The sequence below is a fragment of the Photorhabdus hainanensis genome, from assembly GCF_018448965.1.
Classification (GTDB): domain Bacteria; phylum Pseudomonadota; class Gammaproteobacteria; order Enterobacterales; family Enterobacteriaceae; genus Photorhabdus; species Photorhabdus akhurstii.
The window spans coordinates 83,896-101,813 of the sequence record NZ_RCWD01000002.1; the positions used below are offsets into that span (position 1 = coordinate 83,896).

Annotated in this window: 18 protein-coding genes and 1 pseudogene; 4 read left to right on the forward strand and 15 right to left on the reverse strand. The window is 44.9% G+C overall.

The annotated features are described in order from the left end of the window. The first annotated feature begins 5 nt into the window (after positions 1–5). The 4 genes from EAE92_RS25165 (at position 6) to EAE92_RS01970 (ending at position 3,304) form a co-directional block, all read left to right on the forward strand. A complete protein-coding gene (locus tag EAE92_RS25165) occupies positions 6–1,175 on the forward strand; it encodes an excinuclease ABC subunit UvrA (RefSeq protein WP_339959340.1) in 1,170 nt (389 codons plus the stop codon). Further along, a complete protein-coding gene (locus EAE92_RS01960) occupies positions 1,165–2,292 on the forward strand; it encodes an SDR family oxidoreductase (protein ID WP_214066857.1) in 1,128 nt (375 codons plus the stop codon). The genes EAE92_RS25165 and EAE92_RS01960 overlap by 11 nt, the downstream gene beginning before the upstream one ends. Before the next feature lie 9 nt (positions 2,293–2,301). Further along, a complete protein-coding gene (locus EAE92_RS01965; RefSeq protein WP_214066858.1) occupies positions 2,302–2,691 on the forward strand; it encodes a nuclear transport factor 2 family protein in 390 nt (129 codons plus the stop codon). Positions 2,692–2,833: 142 nt separating this feature from the next. After that, positions 2,834–3,304, forward strand: coding sequence for a MarR family transcriptional regulator (locus EAE92_RS01970; RefSeq protein ID WP_105397888.1), 471 nt, complete (start codon positions 2,834–2,836; stop codon positions 3,302–3,304). Between the two features lie 33 nt (positions 3,305–3,337). Here EAE92_RS01970 and EAE92_RS01975 read toward each other — a convergent pair. The 15 genes and pseudogenes from EAE92_RS01975 to mutL all read right to left on the reverse strand — a co-directional run. Next, a pseudogene (locus tag EAE92_RS01975) lies at positions 3,338–3,813 on the reverse strand (Tn3 family transposase); the annotation flags it as partial. A 105-nt stretch (positions 3,814–3,918) separates the two neighbouring features. After that, positions 3,919–4,371, reverse strand: a complete 453-nt coding sequence (gene rplI / locus EAE92_RS01980; RefSeq protein ID WP_105397890.1) for a 50S ribosomal protein L9 — start codon at positions 4,369–4,371, stop codon at positions 3,919–3,921. A 38-nt stretch (positions 4,372–4,409) separates the two neighbouring features. After that, on the reverse strand, positions 4,410–4,637 hold the full coding sequence (rpsR, locus tag EAE92_RS01985) for a 30S ribosomal protein S18 (protein ID WP_000135199.1): 228 nt from the start codon (positions 4,635–4,637) through the stop codon (positions 4,410–4,412). Positions 4,638–4,641: 4 nt separating this feature from the next. Further along, complete coding sequence (priB, locus tag EAE92_RS01990; protein ID WP_049585063.1) at positions 4,642–4,959, reverse strand: primosomal replication protein N; 318 nt, start codon at positions 4,957–4,959, stop codon at positions 4,642–4,644. Positions 4,960–4,964: 5 nt separating this feature from the next. Next, entirely contained in the window at positions 4,965–5,360 is a 396-nt protein-coding gene (gene rpsF, locus EAE92_RS01995; RefSeq protein ID WP_105397891.1) for a 30S ribosomal protein S6, read from the reverse strand. Between the two features lie 179 nt (positions 5,361–5,539). Continuing rightward, positions 5,540–6,277: a 23S rRNA (guanosine(2251)-2'-O)-methyltransferase RlmB gene (rlmB, locus tag EAE92_RS02000; RefSeq protein WP_105397892.1), complete on the reverse strand. Its 738-nt coding sequence runs from the start codon at positions 6,275–6,277 to the stop codon at positions 5,540–5,542. 121 nt (positions 6,278–6,398) lie between these two features. Next, positions 6,399–8,843, reverse strand: a complete 2,445-nt coding sequence (gene rnr / locus EAE92_RS02005) for a ribonuclease R (RefSeq protein ID WP_036810086.1) — start codon at positions 8,841–8,843, stop codon at positions 6,399–6,401. A gap of 44 nt (positions 8,844–8,887) precedes the next feature. Continuing rightward, entirely contained in the window at positions 8,888–9,313 is a 426-nt protein-coding gene (nsrR, locus tag EAE92_RS02010) for a nitric oxide-sensing transcriptional repressor NsrR (RefSeq protein ID WP_036776602.1), read from the reverse strand. A 190-nt stretch (positions 9,314–9,503) separates the two neighbouring features. After that, positions 9,504–10,802, reverse strand: a complete 1,299-nt coding sequence (locus EAE92_RS02015; protein WP_214066859.1) for an adenylosuccinate synthase — start codon at positions 10,800–10,802, stop codon at positions 9,504–9,506. Between the two features lie 142 nt (positions 10,803–10,944). Then, positions 10,945–11,955 (reverse strand): protease modulator HflC, encoded by a 1,011-nt coding sequence (hflC, locus tag EAE92_RS02020; RefSeq protein ID WP_214066860.1) that lies wholly within the window; start codon positions 11,953–11,955, stop codon positions 10,945–10,947. Positions 11,956–11,960: 5 nt separating this feature from the next. Further along, entirely contained in the window at positions 11,961–13,181 is a 1,221-nt protein-coding gene (hflK, locus tag EAE92_RS02025; protein ID WP_214066861.1) for an FtsH protease activity modulator HflK, read from the reverse strand. Between the two features lie 105 nt (positions 13,182–13,286). Continuing rightward, positions 13,287–14,567, reverse strand: coding sequence for a ribosome rescue GTPase HflX (gene hflX, locus EAE92_RS02030; RefSeq protein ID WP_214066862.1), 1,281 nt, complete (start codon positions 14,565–14,567; stop codon positions 13,287–13,289). 96 nt (positions 14,568–14,663) lie between these two features. Beyond that, positions 14,664–14,972, reverse strand: coding sequence for an RNA chaperone Hfq (hfq, locus tag EAE92_RS02035; RefSeq protein ID WP_011148654.1), 309 nt, complete (start codon positions 14,970–14,972; stop codon positions 14,664–14,666). 110 nt (positions 14,973–15,082) lie between these two features. Continuing rightward, entirely contained in the window at positions 15,083–16,024 is a 942-nt protein-coding gene (miaA, locus tag EAE92_RS02040) for a tRNA (adenosine(37)-N6)-dimethylallyltransferase MiaA (RefSeq protein WP_214066863.1), read from the reverse strand. Then, on the reverse strand, positions 16,017–17,918 hold the full coding sequence (gene mutL / locus EAE92_RS02045) for a DNA mismatch repair endonuclease MutL (RefSeq protein ID WP_214066864.1): 1,902 nt from the start codon (positions 17,916–17,918) through the stop codon (positions 16,017–16,019). The genes miaA and mutL overlap by 8 nt, the downstream gene beginning before the upstream one ends.

Sequence of the window (17,918 nt, forward strand, 5' to 3'; positions counted from 1 at the left end):
ATGCAGTGAGGGATCAGAATCATATACAAAACACGATTGAAATTCTTGGTGCTAGGCAAAATAATCTTAAAGGAATTGATTTACGTATTCCTAAAAATGTCATCACAGTATTTACCGGTGTTTCTGGTTCAGGTAAAAGCTCTTTGGTATTCGATACAATTGCAGCGGAATCCCAACGACAACTTAATGACACTTTTCCACCTTATATACAGCATCGGTTACCATACTATAGTCAACCGGATGTGGATGAAATAAATAACCTCACTACCGCAATTATCATCAACCAAAAGCGTATTGGTGAAAATGCCCGTTCAACGGTTGGTGCAGCATCAGATATTTATACCTTACTGCGCCTCTTATTTTCCCGAATAGGCACACCGTTCATAGGATATTCCAACATTTTCTCTTTCAATCATCCGTCAGGAATGTGTCCACATTGCGAAGGATTGGGCATTACCAGCACAATAGATGTTAATAAGCTGGTGAATGAAAACAAATCGCTGAATGACGGTGCAATTGAATATACCACATTTGCGCCAGGCACCTGGCGATGGCGTCGGTATACTCACTCTGGTTTGTTTGATAATAATAAGAAAATTGCCGATTACTCTGCCGAAGAACGCCAGATTTTACTGTATGCGGATAATATCACTCCAGAAAATCCATCCTCAGGCTGGCCTAAATCGGCTCGATTTGAAGGGATCATTCCCAGATTCACGCGCAATTATCTTGTGAAAAACAACAAAGAGTACAAAAGTGAAGAATTTCAGAAAATTGTTTCAATAAAACAGTGTCCTGCCTGCTATGGTCAGCGGCTTAATAAACATATACTATCGTGTTTAATTCAGGGCAACAGTATCGGCGATTGTATTGATATGCCGATTATTGAGTTGAATCAGTTTATAGCAACACTAAATATCTCTTCTGTTAATACGCTGATTGATGCTTTAAAAGAACGTTTAGTATCAATGTGTTCTGTTGGTTTGGGTTATCTGAATCTTAACCGCCCGACGGCAACATTATCAGGTGGAGAGTCCCAACGGCTAAAAATGGTGAGACATTTAGGCAATAGCCTCACTGGAATGACTTATATTATTGATGAACCTAGCTCCGGTTTACATCCAGCTGATATTGTAAAACTGAATACGCTGATCCAGCAGCTGAATGAGCAGTGATGTATTACTCACAGGTACTACTGGCTTTTTAGGTATCTATCTGCTTCGGGATTTACTGCAACAAATTACGGGTAGAGTCATTTGTTTAGTCAGGGCCACAGATAACAGTGCCGGACTGAGCCGTATAATAAAAAATGCTCATTGCTATGGCATCGATCATGACATTGATTTTTCACGTGTTGAAATTGTGGTGGGGGATATTGCCAAAGCGAAATTTGATCTAACAGAGGCAGAATACCAATCATTATCAGAAAGAGTATCTAAAATATATCACGCAGCTGCCCATATTAATTTTGTTCTCCCATACAGTTCTGTTAAGGGAGCGAATGTCGATGGTATCGTGGAAGTCATTAATTTTTGTTGTCACCATGAGCGCAAGAAGCTGGAGTATATTTCTACTATTGCCGTCTTTGCACCGGACTATCCCCAACAGCCAATAACAGAAGACAGTCTCCCTGACTATCCGAACTCACTATCTATCGGTTATACCCAAAGTAAATGGGTGGCTGAACAGTATGTACAGCAGGCCCGATATCAAGGTGTTGATATCAATATTTATCGGATAGGGCGTATATCAGGTGACAGTGTGACCGGTGCATGTCAAGAAGATGATTTTTTATGGCTACAAATTAAAAGCTTCATCCAAATGGAAATTGCACCATACCCTGAATTACTAACTACTGATCTATTGCCAGTTGATTTCGTCAGTCAGGCCATTGTGGCATTATCAGCCTCTAATAAGATACATGAGCATCAAAACTTCCATTTATTTCATCCGAAAGGCACAGATTTTACCCCAGCATATCTGGCTATTACACAAGCAGAATATGACATCACAACGGTTTCTGAATCAGCATGGTTAGAAAAACTCGAACAGATGGTTGTCAATGGCGATGACGTGGCTCTGGGGTCACTGATCCACCTTTTTAAAGAAAATGCTTTGAATATTGGTAATAGTACCTATAACAACAGAAGTACACGCGAAGCCATTAAAGTCCTAGGTCTCGATTTTCCAGATATTAATGTAAAAACTTTCTCAAAACTAATTTCTTATTTTATGAATAAAGAAATCATACGGTCATATGACCCTGAAAACAAACAATATGTAAGACACTAAGGAGAAATGATGTTTAAAGCTGTGTTCGATAAATATATAGAAGCAGTTTTGGAAAAATCACCAACAAAACTTGCTGCTCTATTTTGTAATGATGGCATTCTGAGGTTACCATTTCGTACCAGTCGCGATACAATTGAGAGCCAGTCACAAATACTTGAGCATTATTCAGCAAGTTTTGGTCAGGCGCCTCTGATTTTTACTTCTGTTCAGGATGTAGAACTGTACTCTACAGATAATCCTGATATTTTTATCGTTGAATATCGACTGAATGGTAAAACCTTGCCAGATAAAAAAGATTTTTATTGTTTATATATTAATGTATTTAAATTGAACAACAGTAGGATCAAAGAATTACATGACTATGAAGATATTCTTAATCGAGCAGCCATTTTCTCTTAATTTTGGCTGTTCTTAATCGTAAATTAAGCAGATACTTATAAGCCTGTCCTATAAAAAATCACTTTTCTTTATAAATTTTTATTTATGGGACAGGCAGTTAACTCAATTTCTTATTCAATATTCAGGTTATAAAAGAGTCCAGATGACAAAAGATAATCAAGATACTTGTAATACTACCGTAACACCTTTTGAAGATGCATTGAGCAGGCTTCAGTGTGTCCTTGTTGCAAGAAGGACCATCACAAACCCAGAGGGTATTTCATGGGCAGAATATGATACTTTACATTTACTTCGACAATATCAATCTATGAATCCTACTGCGATTGGCGAAAAACTCGGCTTTACTCGCTCTAAAATGTCTAAAATTCTGAGATTGCTAAAAGATAACGAATTTATTAAACAAGAAACAGGAGAAAACGATAAACGCGAGTTGGTCACTAAATTGAGTCCAAAGGGGCTAATGTTTTTGCAGCGAGTCGAGTCCAACAGACACAATATGGCTGATATTGTAGAGTCTAATATGTCCCAAGATGAAATAGCCATATTTACAGAACTTTGTCATCGTGCCGCAGACCTTTTATATGCAAAAACACTAATTAATGATGAAGATTAAATATTATGAAGATAAAATCACGTTTCACAAAAACTAAAGCTGAATTAACATATTAAGTGCAGCAGGTATGATAGATGTTGGGGTTTGCTCCCTTCTGCTGACGGCTTCCGGAACTGTGAAGGAGTAACGTCCCTGCATGTTAATATGTCCGTATTGTACGGAGACAACTTTCTCCATATTTTCATCCCGAACCGGATAACCCTCTCGCCTGAGTTGTTGCACAGTTGCGTTCATGTAAATCACATTCCACAGAACGATCATATTAGCACTAGCTAATGAACCCAGTTGATCTTCCTGGCCTTCACAATATGCTTGTCTCAGTTCACCTCATTTCCCATGAAACACATTTCTGGCCACGGCGTGTCATCCTTCTCCACGATTAAGTTGCTGCAATGTTTTACGCCTTTTGTTTTCATCGTCGAGGTAGGTCAGCATGTGAATTGTTTTATCTGCACGACCAACGCTATAGTCTGGGCCAAGCTGGTTGGTCTGTCGCCCGTCTGTAAAGTTTAGACTGCGCCTCTCAGCGCTACGCGCGCGCCATGCTCGGCACACCAATAAAAAACGCCGGCGTTGCCAGCGTTTTTTACTTGTTAGCATCAGTTAATCAGGGATTAAGCTTCAGCAACAATGTTAACGTTCAATTTAGCGAATACATCGCTGTGTACCTGGAAATTAACTTCGTGTTCACCAGTAGTACGCAGAACGCCATTAGACAGACGCACTTCGCTCTTAGAGACTTCAACGCCTGCGGCAGTAACTGCATCAGCGATATCACGAGTACCGACAGAACCGAACAGTTTACCTTCGTCACCCGCTTTAGAAGCGATGGTAACGGAACCCAGTGCATTAATTTTCTCAGCGCGAGCCTGTGCTGCTGCCAGAACGTCAGCCAGTTTAGCTTCCAGTTCAGCGCGGCGTGCTTCGAAGAATTCGATGTTTTTCTTAGTTGCAGGAACAGCTTTGCCCTGTGGTACTAAGTAGTTACGGGCATAACCCGGTTTAACGTTAACTTGATCACCCAGGCTACCCAGGTTTGCTACTTTATCAAGCAGAATAATTTGCATTACCTTATCCTCTCAGAGTCGTTAATGGACTGTGCCGATTACTGATGACGATCAGTGTAAGGCAACAAAGACAGGTAGCGCGCGCGCTTGATAGCACGAGCGAGCTGACGCTGGTATTTTGCACGGGTGCCAGTGATACGGCTTGGTACAATTTTACCGCTTTCGGTGATGTAGTTTTTCAGCGTAGCGATGTCTTTATAATCAATCTCTTGAACGCCTTCCGCGGTGAAACGGCAGAACTTGCGACGACGGAAATAACGTGCCATTTGGCTAGTCTCCAGAATCTATCAATTCAATCTGCTCGGCATGAAGAACCAGTTTGTTAAGACCATTGCGACCTTGATGGCAACTAATGAATCCTGAAACGGTTAATCGACTGCCGACCGTTATACTGTGAGTTAAAACTTGTAACAATTGTCCGCTGGCAATAATGGGCATTCTGCACCATGCTTGCCTGCTCAGACCGGCTTCCTGTTGCTGTGAACGGTGCTCAAGCACAAACTGGCAATGAGGAATGCCGGCAGGACTGACTTTTCGAATGGGGACTTTGCACACTGTGCCAGAAAGCACCAAACGATTCGTTGTCACAGTTATTACTCTTCAGAATCCCCAGCTTCTTCAGCATCCATATTGGCGTCTTCCAGAGAGAAGTCACGGCTGCGACGTTCGTCTTTGGCTTTAACCATTGGAGATGCTTCAGTTACCGCGTGCTTAACGCGCATAATCATGCTGCGGATAACGGCATCGTTGAAGCGGAAGTTAGTTTCCAGCTCATCAATCACTTCCTGCGGCGCTTCAACATTCATCAGAACATAGTGAGCTTTGTGCAGTTTGTTGATTGGGTAAGCCAGTTGACGGCGGCCCCAGTCTTCCAGACGGTGAATCTGACCTTGCGCGTTAGCGATAGTCGCACTGTAACGCTCGATCATGCCCGGAACCTGTTCGCTTTGGTCAGGATGGACCATAAAAACGATTTCGTAATGACGCATTAGAATTGCTCCTTACGGATTATTCAGCCTCCTGTCAGGGTCAACCGCGGCCCGTGGAGGCAAGGAACTTGTTTAAGTGCGGCTGAAAAATTGACGCGTAACTATACCTACCCCACATCAAAAACTCAAGGAATGAACAATGCAAAAACACTTTTGTTTCATAATGTCAGATAGGTGAGTTACAACGAGCCGCGCTGACGCACCGCTTCAAACAGGCAAATTCCGGTAGCAACAGACACATTCAACGATGAGACAGAACCCGCCATTGGGATGCTAATCAATTCATCACAGTGTTCGCGAGTCAGTCGACGCATCCCTTCCCCTTCCGCTCCCATCACTAACGCCATAGGACCCGTTAGTTTGCTCTGATGTAGCGTATGGTCAGCTTCGCCTGCTGTACCTACCACCCAAATATTGTACTCCTGCAATAAACGCAAAGTACGGGCAAGGTTGGTGACACGAATAAGTGGCACGCTCTCCGCGGCACCGCATGCCACTTTCTTTGCCGTGGCATTAAGCTGAGCGGAGCGGTCACGAGGCACAATAACAGCATGTACGCCTGCTGCATCAGCACTACGCAAACAAGCCCCCAGATTATGGGGATCTGTCACACCATCAAGTACCAACAAGAAAGGGGTTTCTACTTTTGCCAGTAAATCTGGCAGGTCGTTTTCTTGATACTGACGCCCCGGCTTCACTTTAGCAATAATTCCCTGATGCACCGCACTTTCCGTTTGATTATCCAGCCACTGACGATTTGCCAGTTGGATAGTCATCCCGATGCTTTCCAGCGCATGAATCAATGGTGTCAGGCGGCGATCTTCTCGTCCTTTCAGGACATAAACTTCGATAAAACGCTGAGGATCGCGCTCCAGTAAGGCTTTAACGGCATGAATACCGTAGATAATTTCACTCATAATCTTCTTATTTTCACTGTCATACAGCACTGACGAATACTGTGAGCCTATGCGGTAAGCTCCATCTATTCTGTGGGAGATTAAAATATTTAGGCTATCCCGCAACAGGATAGCCCTTTGATTATTTATCTGCGCTTTTCTTAGCCCGTTTAGCTTTGAATTTAGCGGCAATTTTCTGAGTCTTGGCAGAAAGCGTCTTACCCTTTTTCTTTTCCCCTTTAGGCTTATCCGCCGATCGCTTTTTACGAACAGCGCTGCCATCAGGCTCAAAGTGGGTCTCTTTACGGTAACCACGCCCTTTTTTATTACTGCTTTCGCGACCAAGTTCTACTTTTTTCGCTTTATCGCGTGCTGTTTTGCCTACATTCCGGGCTTTTCGGGCGGTAGAAAGCAGCTTAAAGTCAATATTACGTTCATCCATATGAACCGCTTCCACACGAATTTCAACTTCATCCCCTAACCGGAAAGTTTTACCCGAGTATTCACCCACTAAACGCTGACCAACATTATCGAAATGATAATAATCATTACTCAATGTGGAAACATGCACCAAGCCGTCAATAAACAGATCATTCAAGCGAACAAAGAAACCAAAACCTGTCACACTGGTAATAATCCCAGTAAAAGTATTGCCCACCTGATCTTGCATAAAATCACACTTAAGCCAATCGGCAACGTCTCTCGTCGCTTCATCTGCGCGGCGCTCTGTCATAGAGCAGTGTTGACCCAGTTGCAGCATCTGTTCCACATCGCTGTGCCACCCCCCGGTCAGTGTTCCACCTTGCTCAACAATGCCTTGCTGTTTCGCCAGCAGATATTTAATCGCCCGATGCAATACCAGATCCGGGTAACGGCGGATAGGTGAGGTAAAATGCGCATAAGAATTTAATGACAGACCGAAGTGACCCCGGTTTTCCGGATCATAAATTGCCTGTTTCATTGAACGCAGTAATAAGGTTTGCAATAGCTCATGATCCGGGCGTTCAGCCACTTGATGCATCAGTTGCGCATAATCCTTTGGTGTTGGTTGCATGCCACCAGGCAACGTCAATCCTAATTCGCCGAAAACCGAGCGTAAGTTAACAATGCTCTCTTCTTTTGGCCGATCATGAATACGGTAAAGCACTGGCTCGCCATTTTTTTCCACGAAACGCGCCGCAGCAATATTCGCCAAAATCATGCACTCTTCAATCAGCTTATGAGCATCATTGCGAACAATCGGTTCAATTCGCTCGATACGACGTTCAGCATTAAAGATAAACTTAGCCTCTTCTGACTCAAATGAGATTGCGCCACGTTGTTCACGAGCATTTTCCAATGCTTGATACAACTCATGTAAATGCTCAATATGCTGAACCAGTGGCCTGTAGTGCTCACGCAGCTCCTCATCCCCCTGCAACATACGCCATACTTTGGTATATGTCAGACGGGCGTGAGAATTCATGACGGCTTCGTAAAATTTATAAGATGATAATCGCCCCTGCGCTGAAACCGTCATCTCACACACCATACAAAGGCGATCAACCTGCGGGTTCAGAGAACAGAGGCCATTAGAAAGCACCTCCGGCAACATAGGGACAACCTGAGACGGGAAGTAAACCGAGTTACTCCGGTTACGTGCTTCGGTATCTAATGCGGTTTGTGGACGCACATAATAACTGACATCAGCAATAGCAACCCATAAACGCCAACCACCACTTCGCTTCCTTTCACAATAAACGGCATCATCAAAATCACGGGCATCTTCACCATCGATTGTCACCAACGGCAAAGCACGCAGATCAACACGGCCTTTTTTCGCCGATTCTGGTACCTGTTCATCCAAAGAAGCAATCTGGTTTTCCACCTGTGGCGGCCAATTGTGGGGAATTTCATGAGTACGCAGGGCAATTTCTACTGCCATATTCGTTCCCATCTTTTCACCCAACACTTCAACTATTTTACCGACAGCTTTTGTGCGGCGCGCCGGGCGTGTAATCAACTCGACCACCACCACATTTCCCATGCGAGCACCACCGCTTTCATCCTTCGGGATCAGGATATCAAAGCTCAAACGACTATCATCCGGCACGACAAATCCCATACCAGAGTCAAGAAAATAGCGGCCGACAATCTGGCTGGTCTTAGGCTCCAATACACGAACGATACGCGCTTCATTACGCCCTTTGCGATTCTGAGGCAATGGTTGCGCCAGCACAACATCACCATGAATAGCCATTTTTAATTGCTCAGCAGAGAGATAAAAATCATCTTTGCGGCCTTCTACTCGCAGAAAACCATAACCATCTCTATGCCCAATAACCGTACCTTTCAATAAATCTAATCTTTCCGGCAAGGCATAGCATTGGCGACGAGTGAAAACCAGTTGACCATCCCGTTCCATAGCTCGTAAACGACGACGTAACGCTTCAATATCTTCATCGTTAATCAGATTCAGTTCTTGCGCCAGTTCCTGGCGACTTACCGGTACAGTATGTTTAGCAATAATGTCTAAGATGTACTCGCGGCTTGGAATGGGTGATTCATATTTTTCTGCTTCGCGTCCCAAAAAAGGATCTTGTGACATGGCTGTTCCTCCGTTGTCATCAGCAGGCTGTTTGCGCCATTTCTTCATTCGGTCAGAAGCAGCTTATAAAGGGGAATATTATCTTCAATCATATCAGCTAAAGTATGCTTATCCAGCTCTTCTAAAAACCTTTCTATTGCCTGATTTAAGACTACCTTCAGACGACACGCAGACGTGATATGGCAAGATTCCTGACTACAGTTAACCAATGATAATGGTTCGAGAGCGCGAACAACATCGCCAATTCTGATATCCTTCGCTGGCTTACCTAAACGGATACCGCCGTTTTTACCACGAACCGCAGCCACAAATCCTAAGTGGCTCAATTGGTTAATGATTTTTACCATGTGGTTACGAGAAACACCATAAATATCAGTAACTTCAGAAATACTGGTCATCCGGCTTTGCGGTAAAGAAGCCATATAAATTAGCGCACGCAAGCCATAATCTGTAAAACTCGTTAACTGCACATCAACCTCTGGATAATAAGATATAAATTAATATATCCGAGAACAAACTGAAAAAATAAGCACTTGTTCAAGTTATATGCCATGAATCGGCCAAAATCATGTTGATCCCCTAATCATTAAGCAAAAAAGGCCACAATAAATAGCAAAAAACCGGGCTGAAAAGCCCGGCTTTACCTGATCATAGGTACCATCAGGCATCAAACGGATCACGCAGAATGATAGTTTCTGAACGATCTGGACCCGTAGAAATAATATCAACCGGAACGCCGGTCAGCTCTTCTACACGTTTGATATAGTTCAATGCTGCCTGAGGCAATTTGCTATGCTCTTTCACGCCAAAAGTGCTTTCACTCCAACCAGGCATGGTCTCATAAACAGGCTCAATACCTTCCCAGTCATCCGCAGCCATAGGTGTCGTTTCAATCACACTGCCATCAGGCATGCGGTAACCAACACAGATTTTTACTTCTTTCAAACCATCCAGTACGTCTAATTTGGTCATACAGAAACCTGACAATGAGTTGATCTGTACTGCACGACGGATGGCAATGATATCCAGCCAACCAGTACGGCGGCTACGCCCCGTAGTCGCACCAAACTCTTGGCCTTTTTCACGCAAGTAATTGCCAGTTTCATCAAATAGTTCAGTTGGGAATGGACCCGCGCCGACACGAGTAGAATATGCTTTGATGATCCCCAAAACATAATCAACATAACATGGACCTAAACCAGAACCTGTCGCAACACCACCCGCCGTCGTGTTGGAAGAGGTCACATATGGGTAGGTACCGTGGTCAATATCCAACAACGTGCCCTGTGCGCCTTCGAACATAACCAATTCACCTTTCTGAGTTGCTTTATACAACAAATCAGAAACATCGACGACCATACCCGTCAAAATATCGGCAACCGCCATGATTTCATCCAGGGTTTTCTGGTAATCAACCGCCGGTTCTTTGTAGTAGTTAACCAGTTGGAAATTGTGATATTCGATAATTTCTTTCAGCTTAACTGCGAACGTTTCCTTATCAAATAAATCACCAACCCGCAGACCACGACGAGCAACTTTGTCTTCATACGCAGGACCAATACCACGACCGGTTGTACCGATTGCTTTTGCACCACGCGCTTTCTCGCGGGCATTATCCAATGCAACATGGTATGGCAGAATAAGTGGACAAGCTTCTGAAATGAGCAGACGCTCGCGAACAGGAATACCACGGGACTCTAACGCGTTCATCTCTTTCATCAGCGCATCAGGCGCTAATACGACGCCGTTTGCAATGATACTGATAACATTTTCACGCAAGATCCCTGATGGGATTAAGTGGAGAACGGTTTTTTCACCGTTGATAACCAGTGTATGACCAGCATTATGGCCCCCTTGATAACGAACAACATACTTAGCTCGTTCAGTCAGCAAGTCGACGATCTTGCCCTTGCCCTCGTCACCCCATTGGGTGCCCAATACGACAACGTTCTTACCCATTTCAAAATTCACTCGGTTGCTTAAAAATGGATTCTAACATCTCATCCCACACCTTTCAGTAATTTTTATCACATCCGTTATTTTTGTTAGCCACCAGACATGATAAGGCCCGCCGGATGCGGGCCTATAGATTCAGCCTCTATTAGTGCTGAACCGCACGCTTTTCAGGTGCTTTCATATAGCGGAAGAAATCAGCTTCTGGACTCAATACCAGAACATCTTTCCCGTCTCCACTAAAGCTTTTTTCGTAAGCACGTAAACTACGGATAAAGGCATAGAAATCTGGCGCCTGACTGAATGTATCAGCAAACAGTTTAGCGGCTTCTGCGTCGCCAGAACCACGCAATGTAAGCGCTTCACGCTCCGCTTCTGCCCGTATTTCAATAACTTGCTTATCTGCTGCTGCACGCAGTTTTTCTGCTTCTTCCAGACCTTGAGAACGGTGACGACGAGCTACCGCTTCACGTTCAGCACGCATACGCTGGTAAATCGCTTCTGAAACTTCCAATGGTAAATTGATCTGTTTGATACGCACATCAACAACTTCAATACCCAATGCCGCCATGCTATTCGGATTGATAGCAGGTTGTTTATCTGCCGTTTCCCTTTCTACACGAGCCGCCGCCGACGCAATAGCATCATCCGCTTCAGTTGCACTCGCTGTTTCCTTATCGGTTGTACCTTTATTAAGCGCATCACGAACATCCGTGGTCAATTGACCTCGGGAATCCGTCACGATCCCACGCACATCCTTACGGCCAATTTCAGAACGCAGACGGTCACTGAATTTACGCTTTAACAATACTTCTGCTTGAGAAATATCACCATTACCGGTCGCCAGATAATAACGGCTGAAATCGTTAATCCGCCATTTCAGGTAAGAATCAACGATCAAGTCCTTATTTTCACTGGTCAAGAAACGGTCGGCCTGAATATCCATAGTCTGAATACGAGCATCCAGAGTTTTCACCGCTTCAACAAAAGGTATTTTGAAATGTAACCCCGGCTCATAAACAATCGGTTTATTTCCCGCATCACGCAGAACCTTGCCAAAACGTAGTACGATACCACGCTGCCCTTCCTGCACAATAAATATAGAGGCATAGAAGACAACTAACGCCGCGGCAACAACAAAGATTAATGACTTACGCATGATTATTATCTCCCTACCCTGATAATGTCATTACGCAGATTATCTGTTCGGCTATAATTCGCTCCTCGGCCTGAACTTGAAGGCAAAGTTGGACGAGTAACCCGCGGTTCAGAAGCGACTATATTGTCTGATTGAGCTGTCCCCTCTTTTTTAACACCAGAAGCATCACCACGTAACATCTGCTCTAATGGCAATACCAACAAATTGTTGTTGTGATCATTAACAATAACTTTGCGGGTACGACTCAACACTTTTTCCATCGTTTCAATGTACAGACGTTCACGGGTAATTTCAGGCGCCTCTTTATACCTAGGCAGCATTTTGGCAAAGCCTGCCACTTCCCCCTGCGCTTCTAATACTACGCGAGCCTTATAAGCTTTCGCCTCTTCAATGATACGTTGAGCGTCACCTTTCGCACGTGGCAAGACCTCGTTCGAATAAGCCTCCGCTTCACGAATAGACTGCTGTTCATTTTCACGGGCAGCAATAACATCGTCAAAGGCGGCCTTAACTTCTTCCGGCGGACGAGCAGCCTGGAAGTTAACATCCAACAAGGTTATTCCCATTCGGTACGGAAGAATCGTCTTTTCCAACTCACGCTGAGTATCATCACGGACAACCATACGGTTTGCCGTCAAGATTTTATCCATCGTATATTTACCAACAACACCACGTACCGCGCTATCCGTCGCCTGACGCAGACTATTATCAGGACTTGTCACGCTATAAAGATAAGCGGCAGCATCAGTCACACGATACTGTACGTTCATCTCCACGCGAACAACACTTTCATCTGATGTCAGCATCACGCCCGCGGTTGCCAATTCACGAACAGATTCCACATTAACTGGAACAACTTCATCAATGAATGTGGGTTTCCAGTTCAGACCAGGCTGCACAATATGGTTAAATTTACCTAAACGGGTAACAACACCACGTTCTGTTTCTTTAATCGTATAAAAACCGCTAGCGGCCCAGATCACGACGACAGCAGCAGCGACAAGGCTAACAATACGCCCGCCAAATTTTGCCCCTTGGTCAGAACCATTACCGCCCTTGTTCCCACCAAAACCCCCGAGTTTACTGCTCAGCTTACGGAACAGATCGTCGAGATCAGATGCCCCACGGTTTCGACCACTTTTGTTCCCGCCGGAATTGCCGCTATTATTGCTGCTCCCCCACGGGTCGCGGTCTTGTCCGTTGTTTCCGGGCTGATTCCACGCCATGTTTTAGCTCCATTCTTTTATGATTGGTTTTTCAGGCCAAGAGTCTCTTATAAACAAGCCGACTCTCAATCACATAAGTTTTCTGATATTCACCTGACAGGCACATCAGACAACATAATCAAACAAATCCTGTTCTTGTTTGCATAGACGGCGCCAGTCAACAATCGGCATTCTCACTTCGATACCAACTTTACCGTCCTCTTCTATCCACTCTTTCTCTATTGCTTGCAATTGATAGAAGCGGCTGCGTAAACGACCAGCTTCCGGCGGCAAACGCAATTCGTAGTGTGCAATTTCACCCGAAAGACGCTCCGTTAACGCTTGTAACAATAACGGGATACCTTCACCGGTTTGCGCAGACAACCAAACTCTAACCGGTAAGTTATCTTCGTTGCGATCAATACGCGGTATGAAGCTTTCCAACATATCAATCTTATTCATCACCAACAGTACCGGAATTTGGTGCGCTTCAATTTCTTCCAGTACGCTGTCAACAGCGGCAATATTTTCGTCGATGCGGCTATCCGCAGCATCAACAATATGCAGCAACAATGTTGCTTGCCGGGTTTCTTGCAATGTCGCTTTAAATGCCGCTACCAGATCATGAGGCAGATGACGAATAAAGCCAACCGTATCAGCCAATACCACCGTACCAACATCATTAACTTCAATCCGTCGCAACGTTGGGTCCAGCGTAGCGAACAATTGATCAGCCGCATAAACCTCAGCAGCCGTCATGCGGTTAAACAAGCTTGATTTACCGGCGTTGGTATATCCCACCAGTGAAACCGTCGGTATATCCGCTTTATTTCGCGCTTGACGCCCCTGTTCGCGCTGTTTCTCAACCCGGCTCAGACGACTCAGGATCTGACGGATTTTATCCCGTAATAAACGCCGGTCCGTCTCAAGCTGCGTTTCCCCCGGTCCTCTCAAACCAATCCCACCTTTTTGACGTTCAAGGTGAGTCCATCCCCGGACAAGACGGGTAGAAAGATGACGTAACTGCGCCAATTCTACCTGTAACTTCCCTTCGTGAGTCCGCGCCCGTTGGGCGAAAATATCCAGAATCACGCCGGTGCGGTCGATAACTCGACACTGACAGAGCCGCTCAAGATTGCGCTCCTGCGCAGGACTGAGTGCATGATTAAACAACACAACATCAGCACCGCTAGCCTGTACCGCCTCAGCAATCTCTTCCGCTTTACCTTCTCCAACAAAATATTTTGGATGAGGGGCTTTCCTGCTCCCCGTGACAATTTGCACAGGAACTACACCAGCAGAAGTTACCAGTGATTCAAACTCACTGAGATTATCTGTGTCTTTATCCTGCGAGAAAAAAACATGCACCACAACGGCTTGTTCGCCGCCTTCATAACGTTCAAACAAAGGTGCGACCTCTCAGGCTGAGTAAAAAGCTACAGGAAAAAACATAGGTAAAACCCCCTACCTATGTTTTTCTTCATTCTATTACCGCTCTCAAGCTTATTCAGTGCCATCACTTTCCTGTTGTGCCGCCGGAGCAGAAACGCCACCAGAATGATAATTACCTACGCTCGCCCCTACACTCGTATTGCTACTGTGATGAGAAACCGGGCGGGAAGGTACAACAGTAGAGATGGCATGTTTATAAACCATCTGGCTAACCGTATTTTTCAGTAAAATGACAAACTGGTCAAAAGATTCAATCTGACCCTGCAATTTGATGCCGTTGACCAAATAAATAGAAACCGGGACCCTTTCACGCCGCAACGCGTTCAGGAACGGATCTTGCAAAGATTGCCCCTTAGCCATTCTATATTTTCCTTATTTTGTTGTTTTTAACTAAGAACCTAAAGGTTCGAAAAAATGAACTACTCAAAAATTGCGCTTTGGTACTCATCAATTGTACACAATCAATAAACCTATGCACTAACAACCTGCATAACTGTGCTTAAAGCTTGCTCTGGTTGAGAACTATCCAACCAATGAACCGACTTCCAACCTCTGAGCCAAGTTACCTGACGCTTTGCCAACTGGCGCGTCGCACAAATACCGCGATAAATCATTTCATCGTGGTCAATTTCGCCGGAAAGATAAGACCACATCTGACGATAACCAACACAACGAATAGAAGGTAAATCCACATGCAAATCATGACGAGCATAAAGTGCTTTAACTTCCTCTTCAAACCCTGATTCAAGCATTTGATGAAAACGCGCCTCAATGCGTTGATGAAGAACCTCACGATCCACCGGTGCAATAGCAAATTGATGAACATGATAAGGCAGCGATTCTCCTGATAATTCAGTCAGTTCAGTGAGAGTCTTACCCGAAATAAGAAAAACTTCCAGTGCCCGAGAAAGCCTCTGTGGATCATTAGGATGAATTCTTAACGCCGCTACCGGATCAATCTTCTGTAATTGCTGATGCAATGCATCCCATCCCTGCTCTGCCGCCTGTTGTTCTATTTGCGACCGAATAACTGGATCAGCAGAAGGCAAAGGCGATAAACCTTCAAGTAACGCCTTGAAATAGAGCATCGTTCCTCCAACCAACAGAGGAATACGGCCAGAGGCGGTAATTTCCGCCATTTCCTTCAACGCATCGCGACGGAAATCAGCAGCCGAATAAGATTGAGAAGGGTCCAGAATATCGATTAAACGATGAGGCGCCAACGCTTGCTCTTCGGTTGTTGGTTTGGCGGCGCCGATATCCATTCCACGATAGATCAACGCAGAATCAACGCTGATCAATTCCACCGGAAGATGCTGGCGTAAAGCGATAGATAAAGCTGTTTTGCCTGATGCCGTCGGCCCCATAACAAAAATTGCCGTTGGTAGATGTTGAGTCTTCTGATCACTCATGAGTAAGAGATGCCACCACTGCTTGTAAATCAATTAATTGTAATAACCCATCTGGTGGAGATTTTACCAGTTGTGGGCAAAGACGCTCAACATCCGCTAATAACTGTACCGCCTGCGCAACATTCCACGTTTCATATTCACTGCCGATATGACAAGCAAGCCAAGTTACAACCTGTTCTGTCGATGCTGATGGCTGTTGTGCTAAATAACCTAGCAACTCAGGAATTAATTTAGGCAGATTTTGTTGACGTAATGGTAACGATACCGCACGTAGTGTCGCTTTTCCATGAGATATAGAGGCTTCAATACCAAAAGAACCCAATAAGTCACTATAGCGATTTAAAGCATCGGCTTCCTCTTTACTAAAAGCGAGTTTCAACGGTATCAACAGTGGCTGCGATTTCAGCCCTTGCTCTGTTGGTGTTAACTGTGCTCGCCTTAACCAGCGTTCAGCTACCGGCAAAGATAACAACCCAATTCCCAATGGAGATTCAATCAAAGCATAGTACGATGAATATATACTCAATACCTTACCAAAACTATGGCTGCTATTTTTAACCTGAACAGGAGCCGAAGTAACCTTTTCTGCCATAACCGGAGCGATTCTTGCCGGAAACAGCTCTCTTTTGCTTTCAGGTTCAGGGACAGACTGCATCAGCTTCTGATACACCTCACCCTGACGTTTCTGATAATGATCTCCATGATATTGGCGATTTTCACCACTGCGAAAGCCCCCAACACTCCCTTTACTTGACAAAACCTCTTTTGGTGACGATGCTGCCGCAGGTGTAGCATTGTTTTGCCGGGAAAAATGATTTTCCCCTGCTGACGGACGGTTTTCCGGCTCCCATGCCGGCGCAGGCTCACAGCAAGCTATATCCAATTCAGCGCCGCTTCCACGCTGTTTTAATACGGCGGTTACACCCTGATAGATAAAATCATGTACCAAACGGGCTTGGTGGAAGCGAACTTCATGCTTCGCAGGATGCACATTCACATCCACCTGATGCGGATCAACCTCCAAATATAAAACATAAGCAGGCTGTTGTTCTCCTCGGAGCAAATCTTGATAAGCTTGACGGATAGCATGATTAATTAAGCGATCGCGCATCATACGCCCGTTTACATAACAATATTGAATATCTCCATTCGCCTCAGCATTCATCGGGTCAACAACCCATCCTTTGATCGATAAATCGTCATGCTGCCAGGAAAGAGAAAGAGCCCGTTGCATAAAAGCGGTGCCACAAATGGAAGCCAACCGTCGTTCATACTGTGATTCATCTTTCGCTGGCCGGTATTGGCGCACCAACTTACCGTTATGATGTAAATTGATCAATACATCCAAGCGCGCCAGTGCAATACGTCTGACAACTTCATCAATATGACCAAATTCTGTCTTTTCTGTTCGCAGAAATTTGCGCCGTGCAGGGGTGTTATAAAACAGATCCAGCACTTCGACAGTACTGCCTACCGGATGTGCCGCCGGCTTCACTGTCACCGTCATATCCCGCCCTTCCGCGTAGGCTTGCCAAGCTTCATGCTGCTCTTCCGTACGGGAAGTCAATGTCAGACGCGAAACTGAGCTGATACTCGCCAACGCCTCCCCACGGAATCCCATACTGATAATGGCTTCCAAATCATCTAGTGTGGCGATCTTACTGGTAGCATGACGAGCCAACGCTAGCGCAAGATCCTGATGGTTAATACCACAGCCATTATCACGGACACGAATCAGTTTTACTCCACCACGCTCAATTTCAATATCAATACGACTAGCGCCAGCATCAAGGCTATTCTCCACCAACTCTTTTACAACTGATGCAGGGCGTTCTACGACTTCGCCAGCCGCTATTTGGTTTGCTAATTGAGGAGGTAGGATCTTGATCGCCAT